23 protein-coding genes are annotated in these 26,524 nt (G+C 54.3%); 9 read left to right on the top strand and 14 right to left on the bottom strand.

Annotation, left to right across the window (positions count from 1 at the left end; translation table 11 throughout):
- Window positions 1-11: 11 nt before the first annotated feature.
- The 4 genes from UR504_RS06815 to xseB all read right to left on the bottom strand — a co-directional run bounded on the left by UR504_RS06815 (window position 12) and on the right by xseB (window position 4,078).
- Window positions 12-986: an aldo/keto reductase gene (locus tag UR504_RS06815; RefSeq protein WP_111963423.1), complete on the bottom strand. Its 975-nt coding sequence runs from the start codon at window positions 984-986 to the stop codon at window positions 12-14.
- Window positions 987-1,048: 62 nt separating this feature from the next.
- Window positions 1,049-2,911, bottom strand: a complete 1,863-nt coding sequence (dxs, locus tag UR504_RS06810) for a 1-deoxy-D-xylulose-5-phosphate synthase (RefSeq protein ID WP_274242225.1) — start codon at window positions 2,909-2,911, stop codon at window positions 1,049-1,051.
- A 24-nt stretch (window positions 2,912-2,935) separates the two neighbouring features.
- Complete coding sequence (gene ispA / locus UR504_RS06805) at window positions 2,936-3,835, bottom strand: (2E,6E)-farnesyl diphosphate synthase (RefSeq protein ID WP_302234234.1); 900 nt, start codon at window positions 3,833-3,835, stop codon at window positions 2,936-2,938.
- Entirely contained in the window at window positions 3,836-4,078 is a 243-nt protein-coding gene (xseB, locus tag UR504_RS06800) for an exodeoxyribonuclease VII small subunit (RefSeq protein WP_008503331.1), read from the bottom strand.
- A 191-nt stretch (window positions 4,079-4,269) separates the two neighbouring features.
- Here xseB and thiI point away from each other — a divergent pair, with 191 nt between their 5' ends.
- Window positions 4,270-5,718 (top strand): tRNA uracil 4-sulfurtransferase ThiI, encoded by a 1,449-nt coding sequence (gene thiI / locus UR504_RS06795; RefSeq protein WP_302234236.1) that lies wholly within the window; start codon window positions 4,270-4,272, stop codon window positions 5,716-5,718.
- Window positions 5,719-5,812: 94 nt separating this feature from the next.
- On the opposite strand, the gene yajL is transcribed toward thiI, so the two are convergent.
- Window positions 5,813-6,406, bottom strand: a complete 594-nt coding sequence (gene yajL, locus UR504_RS06790; protein WP_133293882.1) for a protein deglycase YajL — start codon at window positions 6,404-6,406, stop codon at window positions 5,813-5,815.
- Window positions 6,369-7,280: a 2-dehydropantoate 2-reductase gene (panE, locus tag UR504_RS06785; protein ID WP_248172688.1), complete on the bottom strand. Its 912-nt coding sequence runs from the start codon at window positions 7,278-7,280 to the stop codon at window positions 6,369-6,371. The genes yajL and panE overlap by 38 nt, the downstream gene beginning before the upstream one ends.
- Before the next feature lie 121 nt (window positions 7,281-7,401).
- Between panE and UR504_RS06780 the strand changes: the two genes are divergently transcribed.
- Complete coding sequence (locus UR504_RS06780) at window positions 7,402-7,893, top strand: YajQ family cyclic di-GMP-binding protein (protein ID WP_008503327.1); 492 nt, start codon at window positions 7,402-7,404, stop codon at window positions 7,891-7,893.
- Between the two features lie 31 nt (window positions 7,894-7,924).
- On the opposite strand, the gene UR504_RS06775 is transcribed toward UR504_RS06780, so the two are convergent.
- The 8 genes from UR504_RS06775 to UR504_RS06740 form a co-directional block, all read right to left on the bottom strand.
- Window positions 7,925-9,286, bottom strand: coding sequence for an MFS transporter (locus tag UR504_RS06775; RefSeq protein WP_115874347.1), 1,362 nt, complete (start codon window positions 9,284-9,286; stop codon window positions 7,925-7,927).
- A 150-nt stretch (window positions 9,287-9,436) separates the two neighbouring features.
- Window positions 9,437-10,324 carry a heme o synthase gene (gene cyoE / locus UR504_RS06770; protein WP_013095848.1) on the bottom strand — a complete coding sequence of 296 codons (888 nt, stop codon included), beginning with the start codon at window positions 10,322-10,324 and terminating at the stop codon, window positions 9,437-9,439.
- An 11-nt stretch (window positions 10,325-10,335) separates the two neighbouring features.
- Entirely contained in the window at window positions 10,336-10,662 is a 327-nt protein-coding gene (locus UR504_RS06765; protein ID WP_006176899.1) for a cytochrome o ubiquinol oxidase subunit IV, read from the bottom strand.
- A complete protein-coding gene (locus tag UR504_RS06760; RefSeq protein ID WP_008503324.1) occupies window positions 10,662-11,276 on the bottom strand; it encodes a cytochrome o ubiquinol oxidase subunit III in 615 nt (204 codons plus the stop codon). Before UR504_RS06760 ends, UR504_RS06765 begins: the two co-directional genes overlap by 1 nt.
- Window positions 11,266-13,257: a cytochrome o ubiquinol oxidase subunit I gene (gene cyoB, locus UR504_RS06755; RefSeq protein ID WP_014168864.1), complete on the bottom strand. Its 1,992-nt coding sequence runs from the start codon at window positions 13,255-13,257 to the stop codon at window positions 11,266-11,268. The genes UR504_RS06760 and cyoB overlap by 11 nt, the downstream gene beginning before the upstream one ends.
- 16 nt (window positions 13,258-13,273) lie before the next feature.
- Window positions 13,274-14,221 (bottom strand): cytochrome o ubiquinol oxidase subunit II, encoded by a 948-nt coding sequence (gene cyoA, locus UR504_RS06750; RefSeq protein WP_014882770.1) that lies wholly within the window; start codon window positions 14,219-14,221, stop codon window positions 13,274-13,276.
- Window positions 14,222-14,698: 477 nt separating this feature from the next.
- Complete coding sequence (gene ampG, locus UR504_RS06745; protein WP_302234243.1) at window positions 14,699-16,174, bottom strand: muropeptide MFS transporter AmpG; 1,476 nt, start codon at window positions 16,172-16,174, stop codon at window positions 14,699-14,701.
- 46 nt (window positions 16,175-16,220) lie between these two features.
- Window positions 16,221-16,799: a lipoprotein gene (locus tag UR504_RS06740; RefSeq protein ID WP_023310568.1), complete on the bottom strand. Its 579-nt coding sequence runs from the start codon at window positions 16,797-16,799 to the stop codon at window positions 16,221-16,223.
- Window positions 16,800-17,104: 305 nt separating this feature from the next.
- On the opposite strand from UR504_RS06740, the gene bolA reads away from it, so the two are divergent.
- The 7 genes from bolA (at window position 17,105) to ppiD (ending at window position 26,440) form a co-directional block, all read left to right on the top strand.
- Window positions 17,105-17,422: a transcriptional regulator BolA gene (gene bolA / locus UR504_RS06735; RefSeq protein WP_021241655.1), complete on the top strand. Its 318-nt coding sequence runs from the start codon at window positions 17,105-17,107 to the stop codon at window positions 17,420-17,422.
- A gap of 330 nt (window positions 17,423-17,752) precedes the next feature.
- Entirely contained in the window at window positions 17,753-19,051 is a 1,299-nt protein-coding gene (gene tig / locus UR504_RS06730; RefSeq protein WP_023310569.1) for a trigger factor, read from the top strand.
- Between the two features lie 260 nt (window positions 19,052-19,311).
- Window positions 19,312-19,935 (top strand): ATP-dependent Clp endopeptidase proteolytic subunit ClpP, encoded by a 624-nt coding sequence (gene clpP / locus UR504_RS06725; protein ID WP_010428105.1) that lies wholly within the window; start codon window positions 19,312-19,314, stop codon window positions 19,933-19,935.
- 126 nt (window positions 19,936-20,061) lie between these two features.
- Window positions 20,062-21,336, top strand: a complete 1,275-nt coding sequence (clpX, locus tag UR504_RS06720) for an ATP-dependent protease ATP-binding subunit ClpX (protein ID WP_023310570.1) — start codon at window positions 20,062-20,064, stop codon at window positions 21,334-21,336.
- Window positions 21,337-21,518: 182 nt separating this feature from the next.
- Window positions 21,519-23,873: an endopeptidase La gene (gene lon, locus UR504_RS06715; RefSeq protein ID WP_023334706.1), complete on the top strand. Its 2,355-nt coding sequence runs from the start codon at window positions 21,519-21,521 to the stop codon at window positions 23,871-23,873.
- Between the two features lie 210 nt (window positions 23,874-24,083).
- A complete protein-coding gene (gene hupB, locus UR504_RS06710) occupies window positions 24,084-24,356 on the top strand; it encodes a nucleoid-associated protein HU-beta (protein WP_002444653.1) in 273 nt (90 codons plus the stop codon).
- A 212-nt stretch (window positions 24,357-24,568) separates the two neighbouring features.
- Window positions 24,569-26,440, top strand: a complete 1,872-nt coding sequence (ppiD, locus tag UR504_RS06705) for a peptidylprolyl isomerase (RefSeq protein ID WP_115874352.1) — start codon at window positions 24,569-24,571, stop codon at window positions 26,438-26,440.
- Window positions 26,441-26,524 lie beyond the last annotated feature (84 nt).

Raw genomic sequence — 26,524 nt, 5'->3', positions numbered from 1 at the left:
AAAGATGGGGCTTATTTAAACCCCACCACCGGATGCGGCTGATACGGGGTCTCCAGCTCGGCAACCTGTTCGGGCGTCAGCGTGATATCCACCGCGTTTAACAGTTCGTCCAACTGCTCTTCCCGGGACGTGCCGATAATGGGAGCCGCGACGCCGCGCTTGCCCAGCAGCCACGCCAGCGCCACCTGGGCGCGGGTTGCGCCGGTATCGTCGGCAATCCCGGCCAGGCGTTCGGCAATCAGCGCATCGCTGGCCTCTGTTCCTTCATAGAGATTTTTTCCCACTTCATCCGAGACCAGACGGGCCGTAGTTTCGCCCCACGGACGGGTCAGGCGACCGCGCGCGAGCGGGCTCCACGGGATAACCGCCACGCCCTCCTGATGGCACAGCGGCAGCATCTCGCGCTCTTCTTCACGATAGATCAGATTGTAGTGATCCTGCATGGTGACAAAGCGCGCCCAGCCGTGTTGGGCCTGGAGATCCAGCGCCTGGGCAAACTGCGACGCGTGCATAGACGACGCGCCGATGTAGCGTGCTTTACCGGCTTTGACCACGTCGTTGAGCGCCTCAAGCGTCTCCTCGATCGGCGTGTTGTAATCCCAGCGGTGAATTTGCAGCAGGTCGACGTAATCCATGTTCAGGCGTCTGAGGCTGTCATCAATGGAGCGCAGGATCTGCGCGCGAGAAAGGCCCTGCGGCAGGTCGCCCACCGGGTAGTAGACCTTGGTGGCAACGACAACGTCATCCCGCCGGGCAAAATCGCGCAGGGCGCGGCCGACAATCTCCTCGCTGCTGCCGTCGGAGTAGCTGTTGGCGGTGTCAAAGAAGTTAATGCCGCCCTCGATGGCGCGTTTGATAATCGGACGGCTGCTCTCTTCCGGCAGCGTCCAGGCGTGGTTTCCCCGATCGGGCTCGCCAAAGGTCATGCAGCCCAGGCAAAGTCGGGATACCTTAAGGTCCGTTTTTCCTAATGTTGTGTATTGCACGGTTCCGCTCCTGCTGTTTAAACACCAGGTTTAAGCATAGCAGGAGCGGAAAAGGTGAGGGATCAGTCCAGCCAGGCGCGGATTTTAGCTTCGATACCGGCAGCGTCCAGGCCAATCGCCGCGCGGGCTTCGTCCTGGGTACCTTGCGGAATGAAATGATCCGGCAGGCCGAGGTTCAGCACTGGCACGGCTTTACGATTTGCCATCAGTACCTCGTTCACGCCGCTACCCGCACCGCCCATGATGGCGTTTTCTTCCAGCGTCACCAGCACGTCGTGGGCCTCAGCCATACTCAGGATCAGAGATTCGTCGAGCGGCTTCACAAAGCGCATATCCACCAGCGTGGCATTCAGCGTTTCAGCCACTTTCGCGGCCTCGGGCATCAACGTGCCGAAGTTCAGGATCGCCACTTTTTCACCGCGACGCTTAACCACTCCTTTACCAAGCGGCAGTTTTTCCAGCGGCTGAAGCTCAACGCCTACGGCATTGCCGCGCGGGTAGCGAACGGCGCTTGGGCCATCCTGATAGTGGTAGCCGGTAAACAGCATCTGACGACATTCGTTCTCGTCGCTTGGCGTCATGACAACCATATCCGGAATGCAGCGCAGGAACGACAGGTCATACGCGCCCTGGTGCGTCTGACCATCGGCACCGACGATGCCCGCACGATCGATAGCAAACAGCACCGGCAGCTTCTGAATCGCCACGTCGTGGATCACCTGATCGTAGGCGCGCTGCAGGAAGGTGGAATAGATAGCGACAACCGGCTTGTAGCCGCCGATCGCCAGGCCCGCTGCAAACGTCACCGCGTGCTGCTCGGCAATGGCCACGTCGAAATACTGGTCCGGATATTTTCTGGAGAATTCGACCATGCCGGAGCCTTCGCGCATGGCCGGGGTGATCGCCATCAGCTTGTTGTCTTTTGCGGCGGTTTCGCACAGCCAGTCGCCGAAGATTTTTGAATAGCTCGGCATGCCGCCGCTGCTTTTTGGCAGACAGCCGCTGGACGGGTCAAATTTAGGCACCGCATGGAAGGTGATCGGATCTTTTTCCGCCGGTTCGTAGCCACGCCCTTTTTTGGTCATGATGTGCAGGAACTGCGGGCCTTTCAGGTCGCGCATGTTCTTGAGCGTGGTCACCAGACCCAGCACGTCGTGACCGTCAACCGGCCCAATATAGTTAAAGCCCAGTTCTTCAAACAGGGTGCCTGGCACGACCATGCCTTTGATGTGCTCTTCGGTGCGCTTGAGCAGCTCTTTGATCGGCGGTACGCCGGAGAAGACCTTTTTACCGCCTTCACGCAGCGAGGAGTAAAGCTTGCCGGAGAGCAGCTGCGCCAGATGGTTGTTTAGCGCGCCGACGTTTTCGGAAATCGACATTTCGTTATCGTTGAGGATAACCAGCATGTCCGGCTTGATGTCGCCCGCGTGGTTCATGGCTTCGAAGGCCATACCGGCGGTGATGGCGCCGTCGCCAATCACGCAGACGGTGCGGCGCTGCTTGTTCTCTTTCTCGGCGGCAACGGCAATACCGATGCCCGCCGAAATGGAGGTAGAGGAGTGGCCGACGCTCAGCACGTCGTACTCGCTCTCACCGCGCCACGGGAACGGGTGCAAGCCGCCTTTCTGACGAATTGTGCCAATTTTATCGCGACGTCCGGTCAGAATTTTGTGCGGATAGGCCTGGTGACCCACGTCCCAGATGAGCTGATCGAACGGCGTGTTATAGACGTAGTGCAGCGCCACGGTCAGCTCTACCGTGCCAAGCCCGGAGGCGAAATGGCCGCTGGAGCGGCTTACGCTGTCGAGCAGGTAGCGACGCAGCTCGTCGCACAGCTTCGGCAGGCTCTCTTTCGGCAACAGACGTAACTCCTGGGTGGAGTCAACTAACGCCAGTGTCGGGTATTTGGCAATATCAAAACTCATCAAAGGCTCATCGAGATATATAGTTTATTTATCACGCTGGATTATATAGTCCGCTAGCGCTTCCAGTGCCGAGGTATCCAGCGATTGCGCAGCCAGTTCATTCAGCGACTGGCGGGCATCGTCAATCAGATCCCGGGCTTTACGTTGGGCTTGCTCAAGGCCCAGCAGGGCGGGGTAGGTACTTTTGCCAAGCTGCTGGTCCGCACCCTGACGTTTACCCAATGTTGCAGTATCGCCCACCACATCCAGAATGTCATCCTGAACCTGGAATGCCAGACCGATACTTTCTGCGTATCTGTCCAGAATCGGCAGGGCTTTGCGCCCTTGTTCACCCGCGCTCAGCGCGCCCAGGCGAACGGCGGAACGAATCAGTGCCCCGGTTTTATGGCGGTGAATACGCTCCAGCTGTTCCAGATTAACCTGACGTCCTTCCGCTTCAAGATCCAGCGCCTGTCCGCCGCACATGCCGGCCACGCCGCTGGCCATTGCCAGCTCGGAGATCATCGCCAGACGGTCGCGGTCAGCCACTTCCGCCATTGGCGCGTCGCTCAGAATCGAGAACGCCAGCGTCTGCAGGGCATCACCCGCCAGGATGGCATTCGCCTCGCCAAACTTGATATGGCAGGTGGGTTTACCCCGACGCAAATCGTCGTCGTCCATGGCCGGGAGATCGTCGTGGATCAGCGAGTAGGCATGGATGCACTCAACGGCGGCTGCCGGAGCGTCCAGCGTGTTATCGCTGATGCCAAACATATTGCCGGTGGCATACACCAGGAACGGGCGCAGGCGCTTTCCACCCAAGAGTGCGCCATAGTGCATGGCTTCAACCAGTGGAGTGTTCTGAAAAGGCTGTGGCGCAATAAAACGGCGCAGGGCGTCGTTGGCGCGTACGACGCGCGCCTGAAGCTCGTTGGCAAAATCCATTTACTCGGCGTCCGGTGTGAAAGGCGTGGTTTTCGCGTCTTCGCTGTCGGAAAGCAGGATCTGCACGCGCTGCTCGGCCTGCTGCAGCTTGACCTGCCCCTGGCGCGCCAGCTGCACGCCACGCTCGAATTCGTTGAGCGCCTCTTCCAGCGGGAGATCGCCGCTCTCAAGACGGGTAACAATTTGCTCCAGTTCACTCAGCGCAGTTTCAAAACTGGCCGGTGCGTCGTTCTTCTTCGGCATAGTGAATTGACTCTTATATTCTTCGCCCCGACATGGTAACGGACTTGGGCGGATAAGCAAATAACGCGCAATGTGCACAGGAGCGGCGCGATGGTGGTATACTTGCGCGCCTGGATGCAGCCACGGGTGTGGGCTGCTGTACTCTTTTCCATTACAAGCCTTAATACGCTTGCCTAAGAAACATTGCCGCCATGAAGTTTATCATTAAATTGTTCCCTGAAATCACCATCAAAAGCCAATCTGTGCGTTTGCGCTTTATTAAAATTCTCACCGGGAACATTCGTAACGTATTAAAGCACTACGACGAAACCCTCGCCGTGGTGCGCCACTGGGACCACGTTGAGGTCCGTGCGAAAGACGAAAACAAACGTCAGGATATTCGCGACGCGCTGACCCGTATTCCGGGGATCCACCATATCCTGGAAGTGGAAGATGTTCCGTTCAGCGATATGCACGACATCTTCGAGAAAGCGCTGGTGCAGTACCGTGACCAGATCGAAGGCAAAACCTTCTGCGTGCGCGTGAAGCGTCGCGGCAAGCACGAATTCAGCTCCATTGAAGTGGAACGTTATGTCGGCGGCGGTTTAAACCAGCACGTTGAAACGGCGCGCGTACGTCTGACCAACCCGGACGTGACGGTGAACCTGGAGATCGAAAACGATCGCCTGCTGCTGGTGAAAGGGCGCTATGAAGGTATCGGCGGCTTCCCTATTGGCACCCAGGAAGACGTATTATCCCTGATCTCTGGCGGCTTCGACTCCGGCGTCTCCAGCTATATGCTGATGCGTCGCGGCTGCCGTGTGCACTACTGCTTCTTCAACCTGGGCGGCGCGGCGCACGAAATCGGCGTTCGTCAGGTGGCGCATTACCTGTGGAACCGCTTCGGCAGCTCCCACCGCGTGCGTTTCGTGGCAATCAACTTCGAACCTGTGGTCGGCGAAATCCTCGAGAAAGTGGACGACGGTCAGATGGGCGTCATCCTTAAGCGCATGATGGTGCGTGCGGCGTCCAAAGTGGCTGAACGCTACGGCGTGCAGGCGCTGGTCACCGGCGAAGCGCTGGGCCAGGTCTCCAGCCAGACGCTGACCAACCTGCGTCTGATCGACAACGTATCTGATACGCTGATCCTGCGTCCGCTCATCTCCCATGACAAAGAGCACATCATCGATCTGGCGCGCGAAATCGGCACCGAAGATTTTGCCCGCACCATGCCGGAATACTGCGGCGTGATCTCTAAAAGCCCAACGGTGAAAGCGGTAAAGGCGAAGATCGAAGTGGAAGAAGAGAACTTCGATTTCAGCATTCTGGATAAAGTGGTGGAAGAAGCGTCCAACATTGATATCCGCGAGATTGCCCAGCAGACCGAGCAGGAAGTGGTTGAAGTGGAGACCGTGAGCGGTTTCGGCGCGAACGATGCGATTCTGGATATTCGCTCCATTGACGAGCAGGATGACAAGCCGCTACAGGTGGAAGGCGTCGAAGTGGTTTCTCTGCCGTTCTACAAGCTGAGCACCAAATTTGGCGATCTCGACCAGAGCAAAACGTATCTGCTGTGGTGTGAGCGCGGGGTCATGAGTCGCCTGCAGGCGCTGTATCTGCGCGAGCAGGGCTTTGCGAATGTGAAGGTGTATCGTCCGTAGTTTCTCGCCCGGTGGCGCTTCGCTTACCGGGCCCACGGTACCGTGCATTTGTAGGCTGGGTAAGGCGTAGCCGCCACCCGGCTTTTTTTATGCACTACTCTTCATAGTAATTATAAATCCCCGCAGGCATCACCAGCGATGATGCCACTTCGTAGGCCTTCTCGCGCCCGACCAGCAGGTCAATAATCTTTAAGCCAAAATCAATCGCAGTGCCAGGCCCCTGGCTGGTCAGCAGGTTTACGCGCGGGTCCCAGACGACGCGTTTGTCCACCCAATGTTCTTCCGGGATCGTATCCTTCAGCCCCGGGAAGCCGGTCATATTGCCGACGGGGAAGATATCGTGCGGAACCAGAACCGTTCCCGCGGCGGCGCAGATAGCCGCGACGATACGGCCTGACAGATGGAACTGACGCACGGTCTCGACCAGCAGCGGGCTGTCGCGAAAACATTCCGCGCCTTTTAGGCCGCCGGGCAGCACGATGATGTCGTAATCTCCGTCTGCCACCTGAACAAGCGGCGCGTCTGCCAGGATTTTCACCCCGCGTGAACAGGTGATTGCAAGATTGCCGTCGCTGGCGACGCTGGCGGTGGTGATCTTAATTCCGCCGCGCACCATCAAATCAATGGTGGTGACCGCTTCCATCTCTTCGCTACCAGGGGCGAGGCAGATCAGTGCTGACGCGCTCATATTCACTCTCCTTACGTTTAACCAGGTCATACAGACGGGCGTTTTCCGGCACGGAAATGCCGTGTGCGCGGGCGCGTTTTAGCAGATAGCCGGTAATGTAGTCGATCTCCGTGTGGCGTAATGCCCGAACATCCTGCAGCATTGAGGAGATGTTTTCTGCTGTACTCTCAATGACCTGCTCGACATAGCAGCGCAAATCGTCTGCCGAGGTATGCAGCCCTTCCCGCTCAACGACCGCCGCGACTTCCGCACACAAAATGGCAACGTCCTGCGGATGATTTTTCAGCTCCCCGTTCGGGCAGTTCCACAGCGCCGTCAGCGGATTGATCACGCAGTTTACCGCAAGCTTACGCCACAGCTGAGGGCGGATGTTGTTGTGCCATGCGACGTCCGGCAAGACCTTTTGCAGAACATCGGCAAGATAGCTGTAGTCGCCATCCTGTGGTCTGGCAGGACCCATGTGCGTCACGCCGCTGGCGACATGCACAATGATGTTGCCGTCGCGACGGGCAGCGTGCGTGGTCGTCGCCATCAGCAGGGGCTGCGGGACGCTTTTCAGCTCATCGAGGGTACCCATGCCGTTATGCAGCAGCAGTATGGGCGAAGTGGGGGGGAGCTGCGCGGCCAGTGTCTTTACCGCGTCTGAGACCTGCCAGGCCTTGAGCGTCACCAGTAAAAGGTCGCTTTGCGCCAGGAAATCAGGATCGTTGGCGGTGAGAGATTCGTTAAAGATGCTTCCGTCTTCACCAATCAGGTTTACACTGCAGTAGGGTTGGGGCACTCGCAGCCAGCCCTGAACCTCATGTCCGTGCTTGCACAGCGCGGTCAGCCACAGCTGACCAAGCGCTCCGCATCCGAGCACCGTAATTTTCATTGTTCCTCCTCACCTGCAACTGCGCCAGGTGTTACAGCTTAATTATACAGCTAAGCTTCTGTTGAGTTATGCCTCGTAGCGGGTATTATGCAACGCAACAAAAGTGAAGGGAGAAGAAAAGATGCCATCTTTCGATATTGTTTCCGAAGTTGATATCCAGGAAGTTCGCAACGGCGTTGAGAACGCAACCCGCGAAGTTGAGTCACGTTTCGATTTTCGTGGCGTTGAGGCGTCGTTTGAGCTGAACGATGCAAATAAGACCATTAAGGTGCTGAGCGAGTCTGATTTCCAGGTGAATCAGCTGCTCGACATTCTGCGCGCCAAGCTGTTAAAGCGCGGCATCGAAGGGACGTCTCTCGATGTGCCGGAAGAGTTCGTGCACAGCGGCAAAACGTGGTTCGTTGAAGCGAAGCTGAAGCAGGGCATTGAGAGCGCGGTGCAGAAGAAGATCGTGAAGCTCATTAAAGACAGCAAGCTGAAGGTGCAGGCGCAGATCCAGGGTGAAGAAATTCGTGTGACCGGTAAGTCCCGCGACGATCTCCAGTCCGTAATGGCGCTGGTGCGCGGCGGCGATTTGGGACAACCGTTCCAGTTTAAAAACTTCCGCGATTAATATAAAAAGCCCGGTTAAACCGGGCTTTTTTTCACGCCTTGAGCGCCTGCTCGACTTCGAAGCGGTTAGTCATTTTACTGTCTATCTTGACGTAAGCGCTGCGCTCTTCCGGGACAATGAGCACGTCCGTCACGCCCTCTTTTTCTTCCAGACGCTGCTTAAGCGCATCGCTGATTTCCACATCATCCGGGATTTCTATCCGCAGGCTGCTCACGTAGCGCGGCTCTTTCATGGTGCTGGCGACCAGCAGCCAGACTGTCGCTAACAGCGCACCGGCGAGAAATACGGTTTGTGAATCAAACAGGCCGTCCACCCAGCCGCCGAGCGAGCCGCCGATCGCCACGCCGAGAAACTGGCTGGTGGAGTAAATACCCATTGCCGTACCTTTGTAACCGGCGGGGGACTCTTTGCTGATAAGCGACGGCAACAGGGCTTCCATCAGGTTAAATGCCAGGAAGAACAGCTGCACGCCGGCAATCAGCTCCCAGAAGTGCGGACCGGCACCCCAGAGCACGATTTCGGCAATCAGCAGGACCGCCACGCAGCCCACGAAGACGCGCTTCATTTTGCGCTTCACTTCGGCGTAGATGATGAACGGCACGACGGAGACAAACGAAATCAGCATCGTGACCAGATAGATTTTCCAGTGCTCAGCCGCCGGGAAACCCGCTGCCGCAAGCTGGCCGGGCAGGGCGACAAAGGTCGACATCAGCAGGATGTGCAGACACATAATGCCAAAGTTCAGCTTCAGAAGGCGCGGCTCGACAATCACTTTGCTGAAGCAGCCTTTTACCATCCCGGATTCACGGTTGAGGACGTGGTTTTTGCTGTCCGGCACGACCCACAGGGTTAACGCAATACCAATGGTTGCCAGCACGGCAATCATCCAGAACAGGGCGTGCAGACCCAACGTGTGCGTAATGATGGGGCCAAGCACCATCGCAATCGCAAACGTTACGCCAAAGCTCACGCCGATGAACGCCATTGCTTTGGTGCGGTTTTGCTCGCGGGTTAAGTCGGACAGCAGCGCCATCACCGCGGCGGCAATCGCGCCGGAGCCCTGCAGGGCGCGGCCGAGTATAATCCCCCAGATGGAGTGGGAGAGGGCGGCAATTACGCTTCCGAGCACAAAGACCAGCAGCCCGCCGACGATCAGCGGCTTTCTGCCCACCCGGTCAGAGAGCAGGCCAAAAGGGATCTGGAAAACCGCCTGCGCCAGGCCGTAGATGCCGATCGCGAGTCCAATCAGCGCCTCGCTGGCCCCCTGCAGCGCCATACCGTACGTGGTCAGAACAGGCAGGACCATAAACATGCCAAGCATCCGTAGCGAGAAGACAGTCCCTAAGCCCCAGGTCGCGCGTAGCTCGCCTGGCGTCATTTTATAATCGTTCATTACCACCTCAGTTCAAAAGCAGGCCATAGTGTAGTGCGGGGAAGGGGCGGGGTAAATAAAGGGTTATTTAACAAATATTACATGCGTTATTAGTAGATTCAGCGAATAAAAAAGGGTGCCGAAGCACCCCCTTTATTGACCTGTTTTGGCTTACCAGACGTAAGTCAGCAGGTTATGTGAATCCGGCACCATGAAGTCTACGGACATCATCACGGACAGCGAGGTGATGGCCACAATCGAGAACACAAACAGTTTGCGCGCCCAGACTTTGTCATCTTCCACTTTGTAACCGCGCAGCGCCATACCGAGCCACCAGACGCTCACCGCAGCCGCTACCGCCAGATATTTATATCCAGCGTAACCACCCAGAGAGAGCATCAGCGTTGCCACGGCAAAGGCGATGATGTACAGCGTGATGTGGTTCTTGGCAACCGAAATGCCCTTCACGACCGGCAGAACCGGGATGTTCGCTGCCTGATAATCCTTAAAGCGGAAAATCGCGATGGCATAGGAGTGCGGCATCTGCCACAGGCTAAAGATAGCCAGCAGGATCAGCGCACCGCTGTCGAACTCGTTCGTGACCGCACAGTAGCCAATCACCGGCGGCGCAGCGCCGGAGAGAGAACCAATCAGCGTGCCGTAGACGGAGTGGCGTTTCATATACAGGCTGTAGACGCCCACATACACCACGAACCCCATCACCCCCAGCCAGCAGGCCAGTGGGTTAGCACCAAACCACAGCAGCATAAAGCCAGCAATACCCAGCAAGGTGGCGTACACCAGCGAGACGGAAGGGGCGATCAGGCCTTTCACCAGCACCCGATTTTTGGTCCTTTCCATCTTCTTGTCGATATCCATGTCGATGTAGTTGTTAAATACACAACCGGACGCAACAACCAGTGACACACCGACCAGCGTGTAGATAAAGAGGGTGTAATCAATGCTGCCCTTAGAGGCCAGCAGGAACCCTCCGATCACGGAGATCAGGTTGCCAAAGATGATGCCTGGTTTCGTTACTTGCAGGTATTGCTTAAACATACTCGCCGCTCTTAGTGAACCATCATGTTGTAGTTGAGGTTCCACATAATCCAGATGGAACCGACTACCAGGATAGCGATGATAATCACGGTAAAGATAAAGGCGGTCATATTCCAGCCTTCATCGGACTTGGTGTTCATGTGCAGGAAGCAAACCAGATGCACCAGAATCTGAATCACAGCGGTTACCAGGATTGCACCCAGGATAACCGGCTTAGACGCAGAACCGCTCATCACCATCCAGAACGGGATCACCGTCAGGATGATCGACAGGATGAAACCTGTCATGTAGGTTTTTACGCTGCCGTGGGAAGCGCCATGATCGTTAGAATGACTCATTACATCGCCCCCATCAGATAGACAACAGAGAACACACAGATCCACACCACGTCCAGGAAGTGCCAGAACAGGCTCAGGCACAGGATACGGGTACGGTTAGTACTGGTCAGGCCGCGACGGGAGATCTGGAACATCAGGACTGCCATCCAGATCAGGCCGGAGGTCACGTGCAGACCGTGAGTGCCGACCAGCGCGAAGAACGCGGACAGGAAGCCACTGCGATCCGGGCCGAAGCCTTCCATGATCAGGTGATGGAATTCATAGATTTCCATCCCGATAAATCCAGCACCAAACAACCAGGTCAACGCCAGCCAGGAAACAACCTGGCTCTTGTTGTTTTTGTACATGGCGATAGCCGCCATGCCGTAGGTGATGGAGCTGAATAACAGCAGTGCGGTTTCAACCAGAACGAACGGCAGTTCAAAGATGTCCTTGCCGGTCGGGCCGCCCGCTGTGCCGTTCACCAGAACGGCATAGGTTGCGAACAGACAGCAGAACAGAATGCAGTCGCTCATCAGGTAGATCCAGAAACCGAAGACTTTGGTCGGTCCTGTATCGTGGTGCGCATGCTCATGCGCGTGGGCAGTTGAGTGCGCCAGAGTATCAGTTGCCATTTTTCAGCCCCGCTTTAGAAATCTCGTCGAAATGCTGATTTTCCAGCTTCTCAACTTCACGGACTGGTACGTAGTAGTCCACGTCCTCGTCAAAGCTCTTCACAATCCAGCTGATTACGATGCCGGCGAAGCCAACAATCGCCATCCACCAGATGTGCCAGATCATTGCGAAACCAAATACCGTTGCGAAGGCGGCAATCACGATGCCCGCACCGCTGTTTTTCGGCATGTGGATCTCTTCGTAATGAGCAGGTTGCTTGTACGCTTCACCTTTCTCTTTCATTTCCCAGAATGCGTCACGTTCATGAACCTGCGGCACAATGGCGAAGTTATAGAAAGGAGGTGGAGAAGAGGTCGCCCACTCCAGCGTACGGCCACCCCATGGGTCACCGGTCAGGTCACGGTTCTGATCGCGGTCGCGAATAGACACGTAGAACTGAATCAGCTGAGACGCGATACCACAGGCAATCAGCACGGCACCGCCCGCTGCAACCATCAGCATTGGGTGGAACTGCGGATCGATCTGCTGGCTCAGGCGACGGGTCATACCCATGAAGCCCAGCACGTACAGCGGCATAAATGCTACGAAGAAGCCGATGATCCAGAACCAGAACGCGCGTTTACCCCATTTTTCGTTCAGCGTGAAGCCGAACGCTTTTGGCCACCAGTAGGTTACGCCAGCGAAGCAGCCGAAGACCACGCCACCGATGATAACGTTATGGAAGTGCGCAATCAGGAACAGGCTGTTGTGCAGAACGAAGTCAGCGCCCGGTACCGCCAGCAGTACGCCGGTCATCCCACCTACGGAGAAGGTTACGATGAAGCCGATGGTCCACAGCATCGCTGAGTGGAACACGATACGGCCCTGGTACATGGTGAACAGCCAGTTGAAGATCTTCACCCCGGTAGGGATGGCGATAATCATGGTTGTGATACCGAAGAAGGCGTTTACGTTCGCGCCCGCACCCATGGTGAAGAAGTGGTGCAGCCAAACGATGAACGACAGAACGGTAATACACACGGTTGCCCACACCAGAGAGGTGTAACCAAACAGACGTTTACGCGAGAAGGTTGCCGCGATTTCGGAGAACACACCGAACACAGGCAGAACCAGAATGTACACTTCCGGGTGACCCCAGGCCCAAATCAGGTTGATGTACATCATCATGTTGCCACCCATATCATTCGTGAAGAAATGGGTGCCCAGATAGCGATCCAGGGTCAGCAGCGCGATGGTGACGGTCAGAATTGGGAAGGAGGCAATAATCAGGATGTTGGCGCACAGAGATGCCCAGGTAAATACCGGCATCTTGAACATGGTCATGCCAGGGGCACGCATCTTGATAATGGTCACGAAGAAGTTGATACCGGTCAGGGTAGTACCGACACCGGAGAGCTGAAGCGCCCAAATCCAGTAGTCGACGCCAACGCCCGGACTGTACTCAATTCCTGACAGCGGTGGGTAAGCCAGCCAACCGGTCTGCGCGAATTCGCCCACGCCCAGTGACAGGTTAACCAAGATAACGCCGACAACCGTGAACCAGAAGCTCAGGTTGTTCAGGAACGGGAACGCCACGTCGCGCGCGCCGATTTGCAGCGGAACGACAACGTTCATCAGACCGATAACCAGCGGCATCGCCACGAAGAAGATCATGATAACGCCGTGGGCGGTAAAGATCTGATCGTAGTGGTGCGGTGGCAGGAAGCCGGCTTCACCCGCAGAAGCGAGTGCCTGCTGGCTACGCATCATGATCGCATCCGCAAAGCCACGAATTAACATGACGATACCGACGATGCAGTACATGATACCGAGTTTTTTGTGGTCAACCGAAGTCAGCCACTCGTTCCACAGGTAGCTCCACTTACCGAAGTAAGTGATCAGGGCCAGTAAGGCCGCGCCACCAATGATAATTGCAGCCACCGTAACCACGATAATCGGTTCATGGTAGGGCACTGCATCCAGTGTCAATTTTCCGAACATTTTCTTCCTCGGCCCCTTAGTGAGCGGTTTCCGCGTGGCTCATGTCCATGCCTTCCATACCTTCGTGCGCGCTGTGCTCGCCTTCTGGCTGGGTCATGTCCATGCTCTTGCCGTGATCCATAAATTTGCCAATAACATCTTTGAACAAATCAGGTTTCACATTAGAGAAGTACTCCACCTTGTTGTATTCGCTTGGTGCAGCCACTTTTTCGAACGCCGCCATGTCAGACATGGTGTTTGGAGACTGCTTCGCTTTTTCAACCCACTGGTCGAAAGCGGCACGGTCTGGCGTCGCAATAGCTTTGAACTTCATACCTGAGAAGCCCGGGCCGCTATAGCTGGCGGAGATACCATCATAGGTGCCTGCTTCATTCGCGATCAGATGCAGGTTGGTCTGCATACCGGCCATCGCGTAAATCTGGCTACCCAGACGTGGGATGAAGAAGGAGTTCATTACGGAGTTGGAGGTCACTTTGAACTGAACCGGAGTGTTCGCCGGGAAGGCGATTTCATTCACGGTAGCAATACCCTGCTCTGGATAGATGAAGAACCATTTCCAGTCCATGGAGACCACTTCAATGGTAATAGGTTTCTCATCGTGAACCAGCGGTTTGCTTGGCTCAAGTGCGTGAGTGGTTTTCCAGGTCAGCACGGCAAGGAACAGGATGATCAGAATAGGTACCGTCCAGACCACAGCTTCCACTTTATTGGAGTGTGACCAGTTAGGGCTATACTTCGCATCTTTATTGCTCGCACGATACTTCCAGGCGAAACCAACAGCCATCAAAATGGCAGGAATAACCACAATCAACATCAGGCCAAAAGCCGTCAATATCAGTGAACGTTGTTCCAGTCCAATCTGTCCTTTGGGGTCTAGTAGTGCAGAATCGCAGCCACTGAGTAATACAGTGCCCGCGAATAATGACAACCATCCCAAACTTTTATTGTATTTCCCGAGTCTCATTTAACGACCTCAATTCCACGGAGTCTGGTGGCGTTTAAAGTGTGCGGGCATTTTACGGGAAGGTTACATTACTGTAAACATCATTAGGCCTGTGTCAGGAAGGTGTTACCGGGTTCTGCCGCACGTGTCACAAGTGTTGCAAATTATGTCGGTTTTTATGACCGAAGCCGCACGGCATGGGCTTTATAACGAAAGGACCCCCAAGCATACCCTAAAAGGGGCAATTGGTATAACCATTGTTGAAAATAAACAAAAAATTAACAATTAATTATCAATAAAAAGACATATAAAAAACGAAAAATCAAACTCTCGTATGCTGAATCGTTTAATGAAAAATAGCGTTTTGGAATAGGAGCCAATAATTTCCAAATCCTATCCCGCACAAAACAACAAATATTTTTTTTGCGCCTGGCGGCTATTCCGTCGTTATAATTTCGGTTAGTGATTACAACGGGAAATAACCTTTCGCATTTTTCTTCAGGTCATCTGCGTTTTACGCAACGCCATGAAATCAAGCAGACCTCCGATCAGGATCCCGGCGATAGCCAGCAGGGCGCCTGCGTCCAGCAGAAGGGCTTCGAAAGGGAGTGCCAGAGAGGTGCTGGCATTGATAATAAGCACCACGAGCCAGAGCGCCAGAGCAATGCAGCCCGCCATTAACAGACGTAACGCAAAACGGTAGGCGCGGTGATATTCGGTGCGCGGCATAAAGTGTTCTGTTCGCTGGGTATATTCCAGCGTCTGACGGCAGACCAGCAGCAATAAAATTCCCGGCACGGCAGCTACGACCGAGAAGAGATAAAATGTTGGCCAGCCGTGGGCTTCCACGAACCAGCCGGCAATCGGGCCAACGTACACCCGGCCAACGGCTGAGAGCGCCGAGAGCAGAGCGAACTGAGTGGCTGAAAACGACTTATTGCACAGGGTCATCAGCAGGGCGACAAACGCCGCAGTGCCCATGCCGCCGCAGAGGTTTTCGAAGAATACCGCTGTGGCCATGCTGATCGTATGTTTGTCGGTAATCGACAGCAGCCAGTAGCCTGCGTTAGAGGCACCCTGAAGGATGCCGAAAATTAGCAGCGCGCGAAACAGCGTCAGACGCTGCATCAGCACGCCGCCATAAAGCGCGCCGACGATGGTCGCAAACAGCCCAAGCGTTTTATTCACCATGCCTACTTCACCGGCGTCAAAACCGACGCCGCGGATCAGGAAGGTGGTGGTCAGGCTCATGGCGAAAGCATCGCCCAGCTTATAAAGGACGATAAGCAACAGGATCAGCCAGGCGTTGTTGCGGCCAAAAAAGTCACGCAGCGGTTCGGCGACGGCCTGCTCCAGCGAGCGGGGTACCGGAATAACGTTACTCGGTTCGGGCGCGAACAGCGTCGCGATAATGCAGGGGACAAGCAGGGCGGCCATCAGCCAGTACATACCCTGCCAGCCGAGGTACCTGTCGGCGAGCCACAGCGCCAGCCCGCCGGAAACCAGCATCCCGAGGCGATAGCCCAGCACGCTGATTGCTGCACCAGCACCGCGCTCTTCCGCAGGTAACACGTCCGTCTTCCAGGCGTCGAACACGATATCCTGAGAGGCGGAACAGAAAGCAATCACTACCGCAAGTGCGGCCATCCAGCGAAGCTGGGTGGTGGGTTCAAGAAGGCCCATACCCGCAATAGCCAGCAGCAGCAGAATCTGCGTCATCACTAACCAGCCGCGCCGACGCCCGAGGAAAGGCGGCGTGTAGCGATCCATGACCGGAGACCACAGGAACTTAAAGACATAGGCCTGGCCGACAAGCGAGAAGAACCCAATGGTTTTAAGATCGATGTTTTCAACCGTCATCCACGCCTGAAGCGTGCCGGAAGTGAGCGCGAGGGGTAAACCCGAGGCAAAGCCGAGGAGCAGCAGAATCGCTGATTTCGGTTGCTGGAAAATGCGTAAGTAATGGCTGGACATGTTCTTATAAAACTGACCCGGTGATACACCGGGTCAGCGAGCGGGATTAACGCGCGTTCTGCTTGATGAAGTCGTGAATGCTGGTGTCCTGCGCCATATCGGCGATGGTATCGGTCAGCACGCTGTTAACGGCGTTAGCAATGTTCTGGTTGGAGGCCTGGAACGCACCTTCAACAGAATAGCTGGCGCGGTAGTTTTTGGTCATCTTGTTGCCATTCTTCGCGGTGGCAATGATGGCGATATCCGCTTTGGTCGCGATGTTGTAGCGCACGTTGCCCTGAGACACGTCAGCGTACAGGTTGTTCACGATGATCTGCAGATCGACCGCGCCGCTTGGGCCAATCATATACCCGCGAGCGGTCATCTGTTTCTCCAGCACTTCCTGCAACAGGAAGCGCAGGTCGCGGGACGCGGTGAGGGTAACCTGCTGGTTATCGCGGGTCACTTTAGCCAGCGCTTGATCCTGACGCTGATCGGCGCCGTTAATGCTCACGGTGACGCCCATCAGGCTTGGGTCCTGCTGAGGCAGGGTGATTTTTGGTGAGACATCAATAGTGGTTGGCGGGGTAGCGCAGCCTGCCAGCATAAAAAGGGCTACCAACGGAAAGAAGAGTTTTTTTAACATTTTCGGGTTCTCAACGAATCGTAAGCATATAAAGAGAAAAATTGTCGCCATCATAACATCGCCAACGGCAAGGGGAAGTGGTCAACGCATGTAAATTCATCGCCTTGTCCGAAAACTGACCAGTTCACCGTTTTTCTCAAACCGTGTATGACAAAACGTATGAGTCTCACAGTGAACTTCATTCGTTTGAATGAGAAAATCAGACGAAAGCTAAATATTTGTTGTCAAGGTGTAATGGAAACGGTAAAAGCGGCTAACATTTAAAGGGATGGGTGACATCCTGGCGTTGTCGGAGGAGTAATTTCATGATGATACGTGAGCATATAGAAGATAAATTAAGGGCAGCGTTCAACCCTGTGTTCCTCGAAGTCGTCGACGAAAGCTATCGTCATAACGTGCCGGCAGGTTCTGAAAGCCACTTTAAAGTGGTTCTGGTTAGCGATCGCTTCACGGGAGAACGTTTCCTGAATCGACACCGCTTGATCTACAGCACCTTGACGGAAGAACTCTCCACGACCGTGCATGCGCTGGCACTGCATACCTACACCATTAAGGAATGGGAAGGTCTGCAGGATACGGTTTTCGCATCGCCACCTTGTCGCGGTGCAGGCACTATCGCCTGATAAATCGGATTTGCAACGGCTGGAGCTTTTCCAGTATGTTGCTTAGAGATTTCCTCAAAACGGCCTCCGGGCCGTTTTGTTTTGTCTGAGTTTTGAGCGGATGGTGCGATTTTAAGGCTAAAAATAGCCTTAAAGTGTGAAAAAAGCCGCAGCAACATGCCCCAACCGTTCTCGACTCACCTAAGTGATGCCGCTATAATGCCGCGTCTTATTGAATGTCTTCGGGATGATTCTGGCGACAGGGAATGTGAATCTGCACTAAGAGAGCATCCCGGTATAACAGACAGATTCAGAGTTGACCGAGCACTGTGATTTTTTTGAGGTAACAAGATGCAAGTTTCAGTTGAAACCACTCAAGGCCTTGGCCGCCGTGTAACGATTACTATCGCTGCTGACAGCATCGAAACTGCTGTGAAAAGCGAGCTGGTCAACGTAGCAAAAAAAGTACGTATTGACGGCTTCCGCAAGGGCAAAGTACCAATGAATGTTGTTGCTCAGCGTTATGGCGCTTCCGTGCGTCAGGATGTGCTGGGTGAACTGATGAGCCGCAACTTTATCGATGCGATCATCAAAGAAAAAATCAATCCGGCCGGCGCGCCGAACTACGTTCCAGGCGAATACAAACTGGGCGAAGACTTTACCTACTCCGTAGAGTTCGAAGTGTACCCGGAAGTTGAGCTGAAAGGTCTGGAATCTATCGAAGTTGAAAAACCAGTTGTTTCCGTGACTGACGAAGACGTTGACGGCATGCTGGATACCCTGCGCAAGCAGCAGGCGAACTGGAAAGAGAAAGAAGGCGCTGTTGACGCTGAAGACCGTGTCACCATCGACTTCACCGGTTCTGTAGACGGCGAAGAGTTCGAAGGCGGTAAAGCGTCTGACTTCGTACTGGCAATGGGCCAGGGGCGTATGATCCCAGGCTTCGAAGACGGTATCAAAGGCCACAAGGCTGGCGAAGAGTTCACCATCGACGTGACCTTCCCGGAAGAATACCACGCTGAAAACCTGAAAGGGAAAGCAGCGAAGTTCGCTATCAACCTGAAGAAAGTTGAAGAGCGCGAACTGCCAGAACTGACTGAAGAATTCATCAAGCGTTTCGGCGTGGAAGATGGTTCTGTAGCGGGTCTGCGTACCGAAGTGCGTAAGAACATGGAACGCGAACTGAACGGCGCGGTGCGTAACCGTGTTAAATCTCAGGCGATCGAAGGTCTGGTTAAAGCCAACGAAATCGACGTTCCAGCTGCCCTGATCGACAGCGAAATCGACGTTCTGCGCCGTCAGGCTGCACAGCGTTTCGGTGGCAACCAGCAGCAAGCGATGGAACTGCCGCGCGAGCTGTTCGAAGAGCAAGCGAAACGCCGCGTTGTTGTTGGCCTGCTGCTGGGCGAAGTGATTCGTACCCACGAGCTGAAAGCTGACGAAGAGCGTGTGAAAGGCCTGATCGAAGAGATGGCTTCTGCATACGAAGATCCATCAGAAGTGATCGAGTTCTACGGTAAGAACAAAGAGCTGATGGACAACATGCGCAACGTTGCCCTGGAAGAGCAGGCTGTTGAAGCGGTACTGGCGAAAGCGAAAGTGACCGAAAAAGCGACCTCTTTCAACGAACTGATGAACCAGCAGGCGTAATTTCGCCCCAACGGTTTAAAGTTTGAACAGAAAACCCGTTGCCTTGCGGCAGCGGGTTTTTTTTATCGCAGCTATAGCCCTGGAAGAGTGCTAAAACGCCCTTTCGGTGTTAGCGTAACAACAAAAGGTTGTTATGCTTGAAATAGGGCACTGTAAACCCCATAAGTACGTAATCACGATGAATGAGACTGGCTGATAATCCGTCCGTAAGGTTACAATCAGTACAGCAGGTGTTTTCAATTTTGATCCAGGAGACGGAAATGTCATACAGTGGCGAACGAGATAACTTTGCACCCCATATGGCTCTGGTGCCAATGGTTATTGAACAGACCTCACGTGGTGAGCGTTCTTTTGATATCTATTCCCGTCTGCTCAAGGAACGCGTTATCTTTCTGACTGGCCAGGTGGAAGACCATATGGCTAACCTGATCGTGGCGCAGATGCTGTTTCTGGAAGCGGAAAACCCGGAAAAAGACATTTACCTGTACATTAACTCCCCGGGTGGCGTGATTACAGCAGGGATGTCCATTTATGACACCATGCAATTCATCAAACCTGATGTAAGCACTATCTGTATGGGTCAGGCTGCATCTATGGGCGCGTTCCTGTTAACAGCAGGAGCGAAGGGTAAGCGTTTCTGCTTGCCAAATTCCCGCGTGATGATTCACCAGCCGCTGGGCGGTTATCAGGGGCAGGCGACGGATATCGAAATCCACGCCCGCGAAATTCTGAAAGTAAAAGCGCGCATGAATGAACTTATGGCGCAGCATACGGGTCAACCACTCGAGCAGATCGAGCGCGATACCGAGCGCGATCGCTTCCTCTCTGCTCCAGAGGCAGTTGAGTACGGCTTAGTCGACTCCGTGTTGACCCATCGTAATTGATGCCCGCGACGCGAGTGTGCCGCTATACTAAGGTAGGGCGGCACGCTGCTCATTGCAGCTTGCGTCTTAGAATGGCATTTGCGTCGTCATGTGCGGCACAAAGAACTTAAAAAGAGGTTTGGACTCATGACAGATAAACGCAAAGATGGTTCGGGCAAACTGCTGTACTGCTCTTTTTGCGGCAAAAGCCAGCATGAAGTGCGTAAACTGATTGCCGGGCCGTCCGTGTATATCTGCGACGAATGTGTCGATTTATGTAACGACATTATTCGCGAAGAGATTAAAGAAGTCGCACCGCACCGTGAGCGCAGCGCGCTGCCAACACCGCATGAAATTCGTCATCACCTTGACGACTACGTCATCGGACAGGAGCAGGCCAAGAAAGTGCTGGCGGTAGCGGTCTATAACCACTACAAACGTCTGCGTAACGGCGACACCAGCAATGGCGTAGAACTGGGTAAAAGTAACATTCTGCTGATCGGCCCAACCGGTTCCGGTAAAACGCTGCTGGCTGAAACCCTGGCGCGTCTGCTCGATGTTCCGTTCACGATGGCGGATGCCACCACCCTGACCGAGGCCGGTTACGTGGGTGAGGACGTTGAAAACATCATTCAGAAACTGCTGCAGAAGTGCGATTACGACGTACAGAAAGCCCAGCGCGGGATTGTTTACATCGATGAGATCGACAAGATCTCCCGTAAATCAGACAACCCGTCCATCACCCGTGACGTATCGGGTGAAGGCGTACAGCAGGCACTGCTGAAGCTGATTGAAGGTACGGTCGCCGCCGTTCCGCCACAGGGTGGTCGTAAACATCCGCAGCAGGAGTTCCTGCAGGTTGATACCTCCAAGATCCTGTTCATCTGTGGTGGTGCGTTTGCTGGTCTGGATAAAGTCATCTCCCACCGTGTTGAAACCGGCTCCGGCATTGGTTTTGGCGCAACGGTGAAATCGACGTCCGAAAAACCAAACGAAGGCGAACTGCTGTCTCAGGTTGAACCGGAAGATCTGATCAAATTCGGTTTGATCCCTGAGTTCATCGGCCGTCTGCCGGTTGTGGCAACGCTGAATGAGCTGAGTGAAGACGCGCTGATCCAGATCCTGAAAGAACCGAAAAACGCACTGACCAAGCAGTATCAGGCGCTGTTCAATCTGGAAGGCGTTGACCTGGAATTCCGCGACGAAGCGCTGGATGCTATTGCCAAGAAAGCGATGGTCCGTAAAACCGGTGCTCGTGGTCTGCGTTCAATTGTTGAAGCAGCACTGCTCGACACCATGTACGATCTGCCGTCGATGGAAGACGTTGAGAAAGTGGTGATTGACGAGTCCGTTATTAGCGGTCAAACCAAGCCGCTGCTGATTTACGGCAAACCGGAAGCGCAGCAGGCATCTGGCGAATAATTCACCAAATCATACAAGCAGTTAATCAAAAAGGGGGGATTTTATCTCCCCTTTACTTTTTCCGTATTCATAGCGTTGAATGTGTGGGAAACATCCCCATATACTGGATACATGTTAATGGTTATGTGAAGCACAGTGACATGACCAGCTTACCTGGCGGACACTAACTAAGAGAGAGCTCTATGAATCCTGAGCGTTCTGAACGCATTGAAATCCCCGTATTGCCGTTGCGCGATGTGGTGGTTTATCCGCACATGGTCATACCCTTATTTGTAGGGCGGGAAAAATCTATCCGTTGCCTCGAAGCCGCCATGGATCATGATAAAAAAATCATGCTGGTGGCGCAGAAAGAAGCATCAACGGATGAGCCGGGTGTAAACGATCTTTTCACCGTCGGGACCGTGGCCTCTATTTTGCAGATGCTGAAGCTGCCTGACGGCACCGTGAAGGTGCTGGTAGAAGGCCTGCAGCGTGCGCGTATTACCACTCTGTCAGACGACGGCGAACACTTCTCTGCCAAGGCAGAGTACCTTGATTCGCCTGAACTTGATGAGCGCGAGCAGGAAGTACTGGTTCGCACCGCGATTAGCCAGTTTGAAGGCTACATCAAGCTGAACAAGAAAATCCCACCAGAAGTGCTGACGTCGCTGAACAGCATCGACGATCCTGCGCGCCTGGCGGACACCATCGCTGCCCATATGCCGCTGAAGCTGGCTGACAAGCAGTCCGTGCTGGAAATGTCCGACGTTAACGAGCGTCTGGAATACCTGATGGCGATGATGGAGTCTGAAATCGATCTGCTGCAGGTTGAGAAGCGCATTCGCAACCGCGTGAAAAAGCAGATGGAGAAATCTCAGCGTGAGTACTATCTGAATGAGCAAATGAAGGCCATTCAGAAAGAACTGGGCGAGATGGACGACGCGCCGGACGAAAACGAAGCCCTGAAGCGTAAGATCGACGCGGCGAAGATGCCGAAAGAGGCGAAAGAGAAGGCCGAAGCAGAACTGCAGAAGCTGAAAATGATGTCTCCAATGTCGGCTGAAGCGACCGTTGTACGCGGCTACATTGAGTGGATGGTGCAGGTTCCGTGGAACGCCCGCAGCAAGGTCAAAAAAGATCTGCGTCAGGCACAGGAAATCCTGGATACCGACCACTATGGCCTGGAACGCGTGAAAGACCGCATTCTTGAGTACCTCGCGGTACAAAGCCGTGTAAACAAAATTAAAGGCCCAATTCTGTGCCTGGTAGGACCGCCGGGGGTGGGTAAAACCTCTCTGGGTCAGTCCATCGCCAAAGCGACCGGACGTAAGTATATCCGTATGGCGCTGGGTGGTGTGCGCGATGAAGCGGAAATCCGCGGTCACCGCCGTACCTACATCGGTTCTATGCCGGGTAAACTGATCCAGAAGATGGCGAAAGTGGGGGTTAAAAACCCGCTGTTCCTGCTCGATGAGATCGACAAAATGTCGTCGGACATGCGTGGCGACCCTGCGTCTGCACTGTTGGAAGTGCTTGATCCAGAACAGAACGTGGCGTTCAGCGATCACTACCTGGAAGTGGACTACGACCTGAGCGATGTGATGTTCGTAGCGACCTCTAACTCCATGAACATTCCGGCCCCGCTGCTGGACCGTATGGAAGTGATCCGTCTCTCGGGCTATACCGAAGACGAGAAGCTGAATATTGCTAAGCAGCACCTGCTACCGAAACAGATTGAGCGTAACGCGCTGAAAGCCAATGAGCTGACCGTTGAGGACAGCGCGATTATCGGCATCATTCGTTACTACACCCGTGAAGCGGGCGTGCGTAGCCTTGAGCGTGAAATCTCGAAGCTGTGTCGTAAAGCGGTGAAACAGCTGCTGCTGGATAAGAGCCTGAAACACATTGTGATTAACGGCGACAATCTGCATGCCTATCTCGGCGTTCAGCGCTTCGACTACGGCCGCGCGGACAACGAAAACCGCGTTGGTCAGGTGACCGGACTCGCATGGACGGAAGTGGGCGGCGATCTGCTGACCATCGAAACCGCCTGTGTACCGGGTAAAGGCAAACTGACCTACACCGGCTCGCTGGGTGAAGTGATGCAGGAATCTATCCAGGCTGCGCTGACCGTGGTGCGTGCGCGTGCGGAGAAACTGGGAATTAACCCTGATTTCTACGAAAAACGCGACATCCACGTGCACGTACCTGAAGGGGCGACGCCAAAAGATGGTCCAAGCGCGGGTATTGCCATGTGTACCGCTCTGGTTTCCTGCCTGACCGGGAACCCTGTGCGTGCCGATGTGGCAATGACCGGTGAAATTACGCTGCGTGGACAGGTTCTGCCGATTGGTGGTTTAAAAGAAAAACTGCTGGCGGCACACCGCGGTGGGATCAAAACCGTATTGATCCCTTACGAAAACAAACGCGATCTGGAAGAGATTCCGGACAACGTGATTGCCGATCTGCAGATCCATCCTGTTAAGCGAATTGAGGAAGTTCTCAGTCTCGCTTTGCAGAATGAACCCTCCGGAATGCAGGTTGTAACCGCAAAATAGTGACCTCGCGCAAAGAGCGTCAATAAAAACAAGGCTGGTAAGTGATTTCGCACTTGCCAGCCTTTTTTTGTATAGCTAATTTAGATTGCTGATTAGGTCAGCCATCAACAACGGGTGTTGTAAGGTCATGGCAGGCCTGATATAACTGCTGCGCGGTCGCGTTGTGAAGGATTCAGGCGCGATATAAATTATAAAGAGAGGAAGAGAACAGTGAATAAATCTCAACTGATTGACAAAATTGCTGCTGGTGCTGATATTTCTAAAGCTGCAGCTGGACGTGCGTTAGATGCATTAATTGCTTCTGTTACTGAATCTCTGCAGGCTGGGGACGACGTTGCACTGGTAGGCTTCGGTACTTTTGCTGTTAAAGAGCGTGCTGCCCGTACTGGCCGCAACCCTCAGACCGGTAAAGAGATCACCATTGCTGCTGCTAAAGTGCCGGGTTTCCGTGCAGGTAAAGCGCTGAAAGACGCAGTAAACTGATTGCTTTCCCGTTTCAGGGAAGCCGGAAAGTACAAGGGCGCATCATTTGATGTGCCTTTTTTGTTTGTCCAGACCTGATTTGTGCGAGTTTATGCGAGTTGTGGGCTGACAATCGCCCCGTTTTCTTGTCACAATACGCCTTCACGCGCGACGGGCAGGATTTTCCGTCAGCGTCAGGTAACCAGTCACCTACAGCGGAGTGTTGTTACACCATGATGGACAGCTTACGCACGGCTGCTAACAGTCTCGTGCTCAAGATTATTTTCGGTATCATTATCGTGTCGTTCATATTGACCGGCGTGAGCAGTTACCTTATTGGCGGTGGCGCAAACTACGCCGCAAAAGTGAATGGCCAGGAGATCAGCCGCGGTCAGTTCGAGAATGCTTTTGCCGGTGAACGTAACCGTATGCAGCAACAGCTGGGCGACCAATTCTCTGAACTGGCGGCGAACGAAGGGTACATGAAGACTCTGCGCCAACAGACGTTGAACCGTCTTATCGACGAAGCGCTGCTCGATCAGTATGCCAAAAAACTCGGCCTTGGCATTAGTGATGAGCAGGTAAAAAAAGCCATCTTCTCCACCCAGGCCTTCCAGTCTAACGGTAAATTCGACAACGCGCGTTACAACAGTATCGTCAACCAGATGGGGATGACGGCCGATCAGTACGCTCAGGCGCTGCGTAACCAGCTGACCACCCAGCAGCTCATCAATGCTGTCGTGGGCACCGATTTCATGCTCAAAGGTGAAACGGACGAACTGGCCGCGCTGGTGGCACAGCAGCGTGTTGTACGCGAAGCGACCATTGATGTTAACGCCCTGGCGGCGAAACAGCAGGTGAGCGACGCTGACGTTAACGCCTGGTACGAACAGAACAAGAATTCTTTTGTTTCTCCAGAGCAGTTCCGCGTGAGCTACATCAAGCTGGATGCGGCCGCGCTGCAGGAAACCGCGTCTGATGCAGAGATCCAGTCTTACTACGATCAGCATCAGGATCAGTTCACTCAGCCCCAGCGTAACCGCTACAGCGTGATTCAGACGAAAACCGAGGCTGATGCTAAAGCGGCGTTGGATGAGCTGAACAAAGGCGCTGATTTCGCGACCGTTGCGAAAGCGAAATCCACCGACATTATCTCGGCGAAAAACGGCGGTGATATGGGCTGGCTGGAAGATGCGACCACGCCTGACGAGCTGAAAAATGCCGGTCTGAAAGAGAAAGGCCAGCTTTCTGGCGTCATTAAGTCTTCCGTCGGTTTCCTGGTCGTGCGTCTGGACGACATCACCGCGGCGAAAACCAAACCGCTGGCTGACGTCCGCGATGATATCGCAGCGAAAGTGAAACAGGAAAAAGCGCTGGATGCCTACTACGCGCTGCAGCAGAAGGTTAGCGATGCTGCCAGCAACGACAACGAATCTCTGGCAGGTGCAGAGCAGGCGGCGGGCGTGAAGGCGGTTGAAACTGGCTGGTTTGGTCGTGACAACCTGCCGGAAGAGCTGAACTTCAAACCGGTTTCCGATGCCATCTTCAACGGTGGTCTGGTGGGCGAGAACGGCACGCCGGGCAGTAACTCTGACATCATTACCGTCGACGGCGATCGTGCGTTTGTGTTGCGCGTCAGCGAGCATAAGCCAGAAGCGGTCAAACCGCTGGCGGAAGTGAAGGATCAGGTCATCGCTCAGGTTAAGCACAACAAAGCTGAACAGCAGGCGAAACTGGATGCTGAGAAGATTCTGTCCGATCTGAAAGCGGGTAAAGAAGACGCGCTGAAAGCGGCTGGCCTAAGCTTCGGTGAAGCGAAAACGCTGAGCCGTACCGGTCAGGACCCTATCAGCCAGGCCGCGTTTGGTCTGACTCTGCCTGCGAAGGACAAGCCAAGCTTCGGTACCACCACCGATGCGCAGGGTAACGTAGTTCTGCTGGCGCTGGATGAAGTGAAAGCCGGCACCTTACCAGAAGCGCAGAAGAAAGCGATGGTTCAGGGAATTACCCAGAACAATGCCCAGATTGCCTTCGAAGCCATGATGAGCAACCTGCGTAAAGAAGCCAAAATCAAGCTGGGTGATGTAATGACTCAGCAGCAGTAATTACGTGTCTGCTCGCAGATTTTCGTAACGCTCTGCAAAAACTAAAGGCCGCTTTCGCGGCCTTTTCCATTTCTGCAATCTGCT

The organism is Enterobacter sp. 241F3 (assembly GCF_034106785.1).
Taxonomy (GTDB): Bacteria; Pseudomonadota; Gammaproteobacteria; order Enterobacterales; family Enterobacteriaceae; genus Enterobacter; species Enterobacter vonholyi.
Note: the sequence above shows the minus strand (reverse complement) of the source record. Positions and strands in the feature narration are given on the sequence as shown.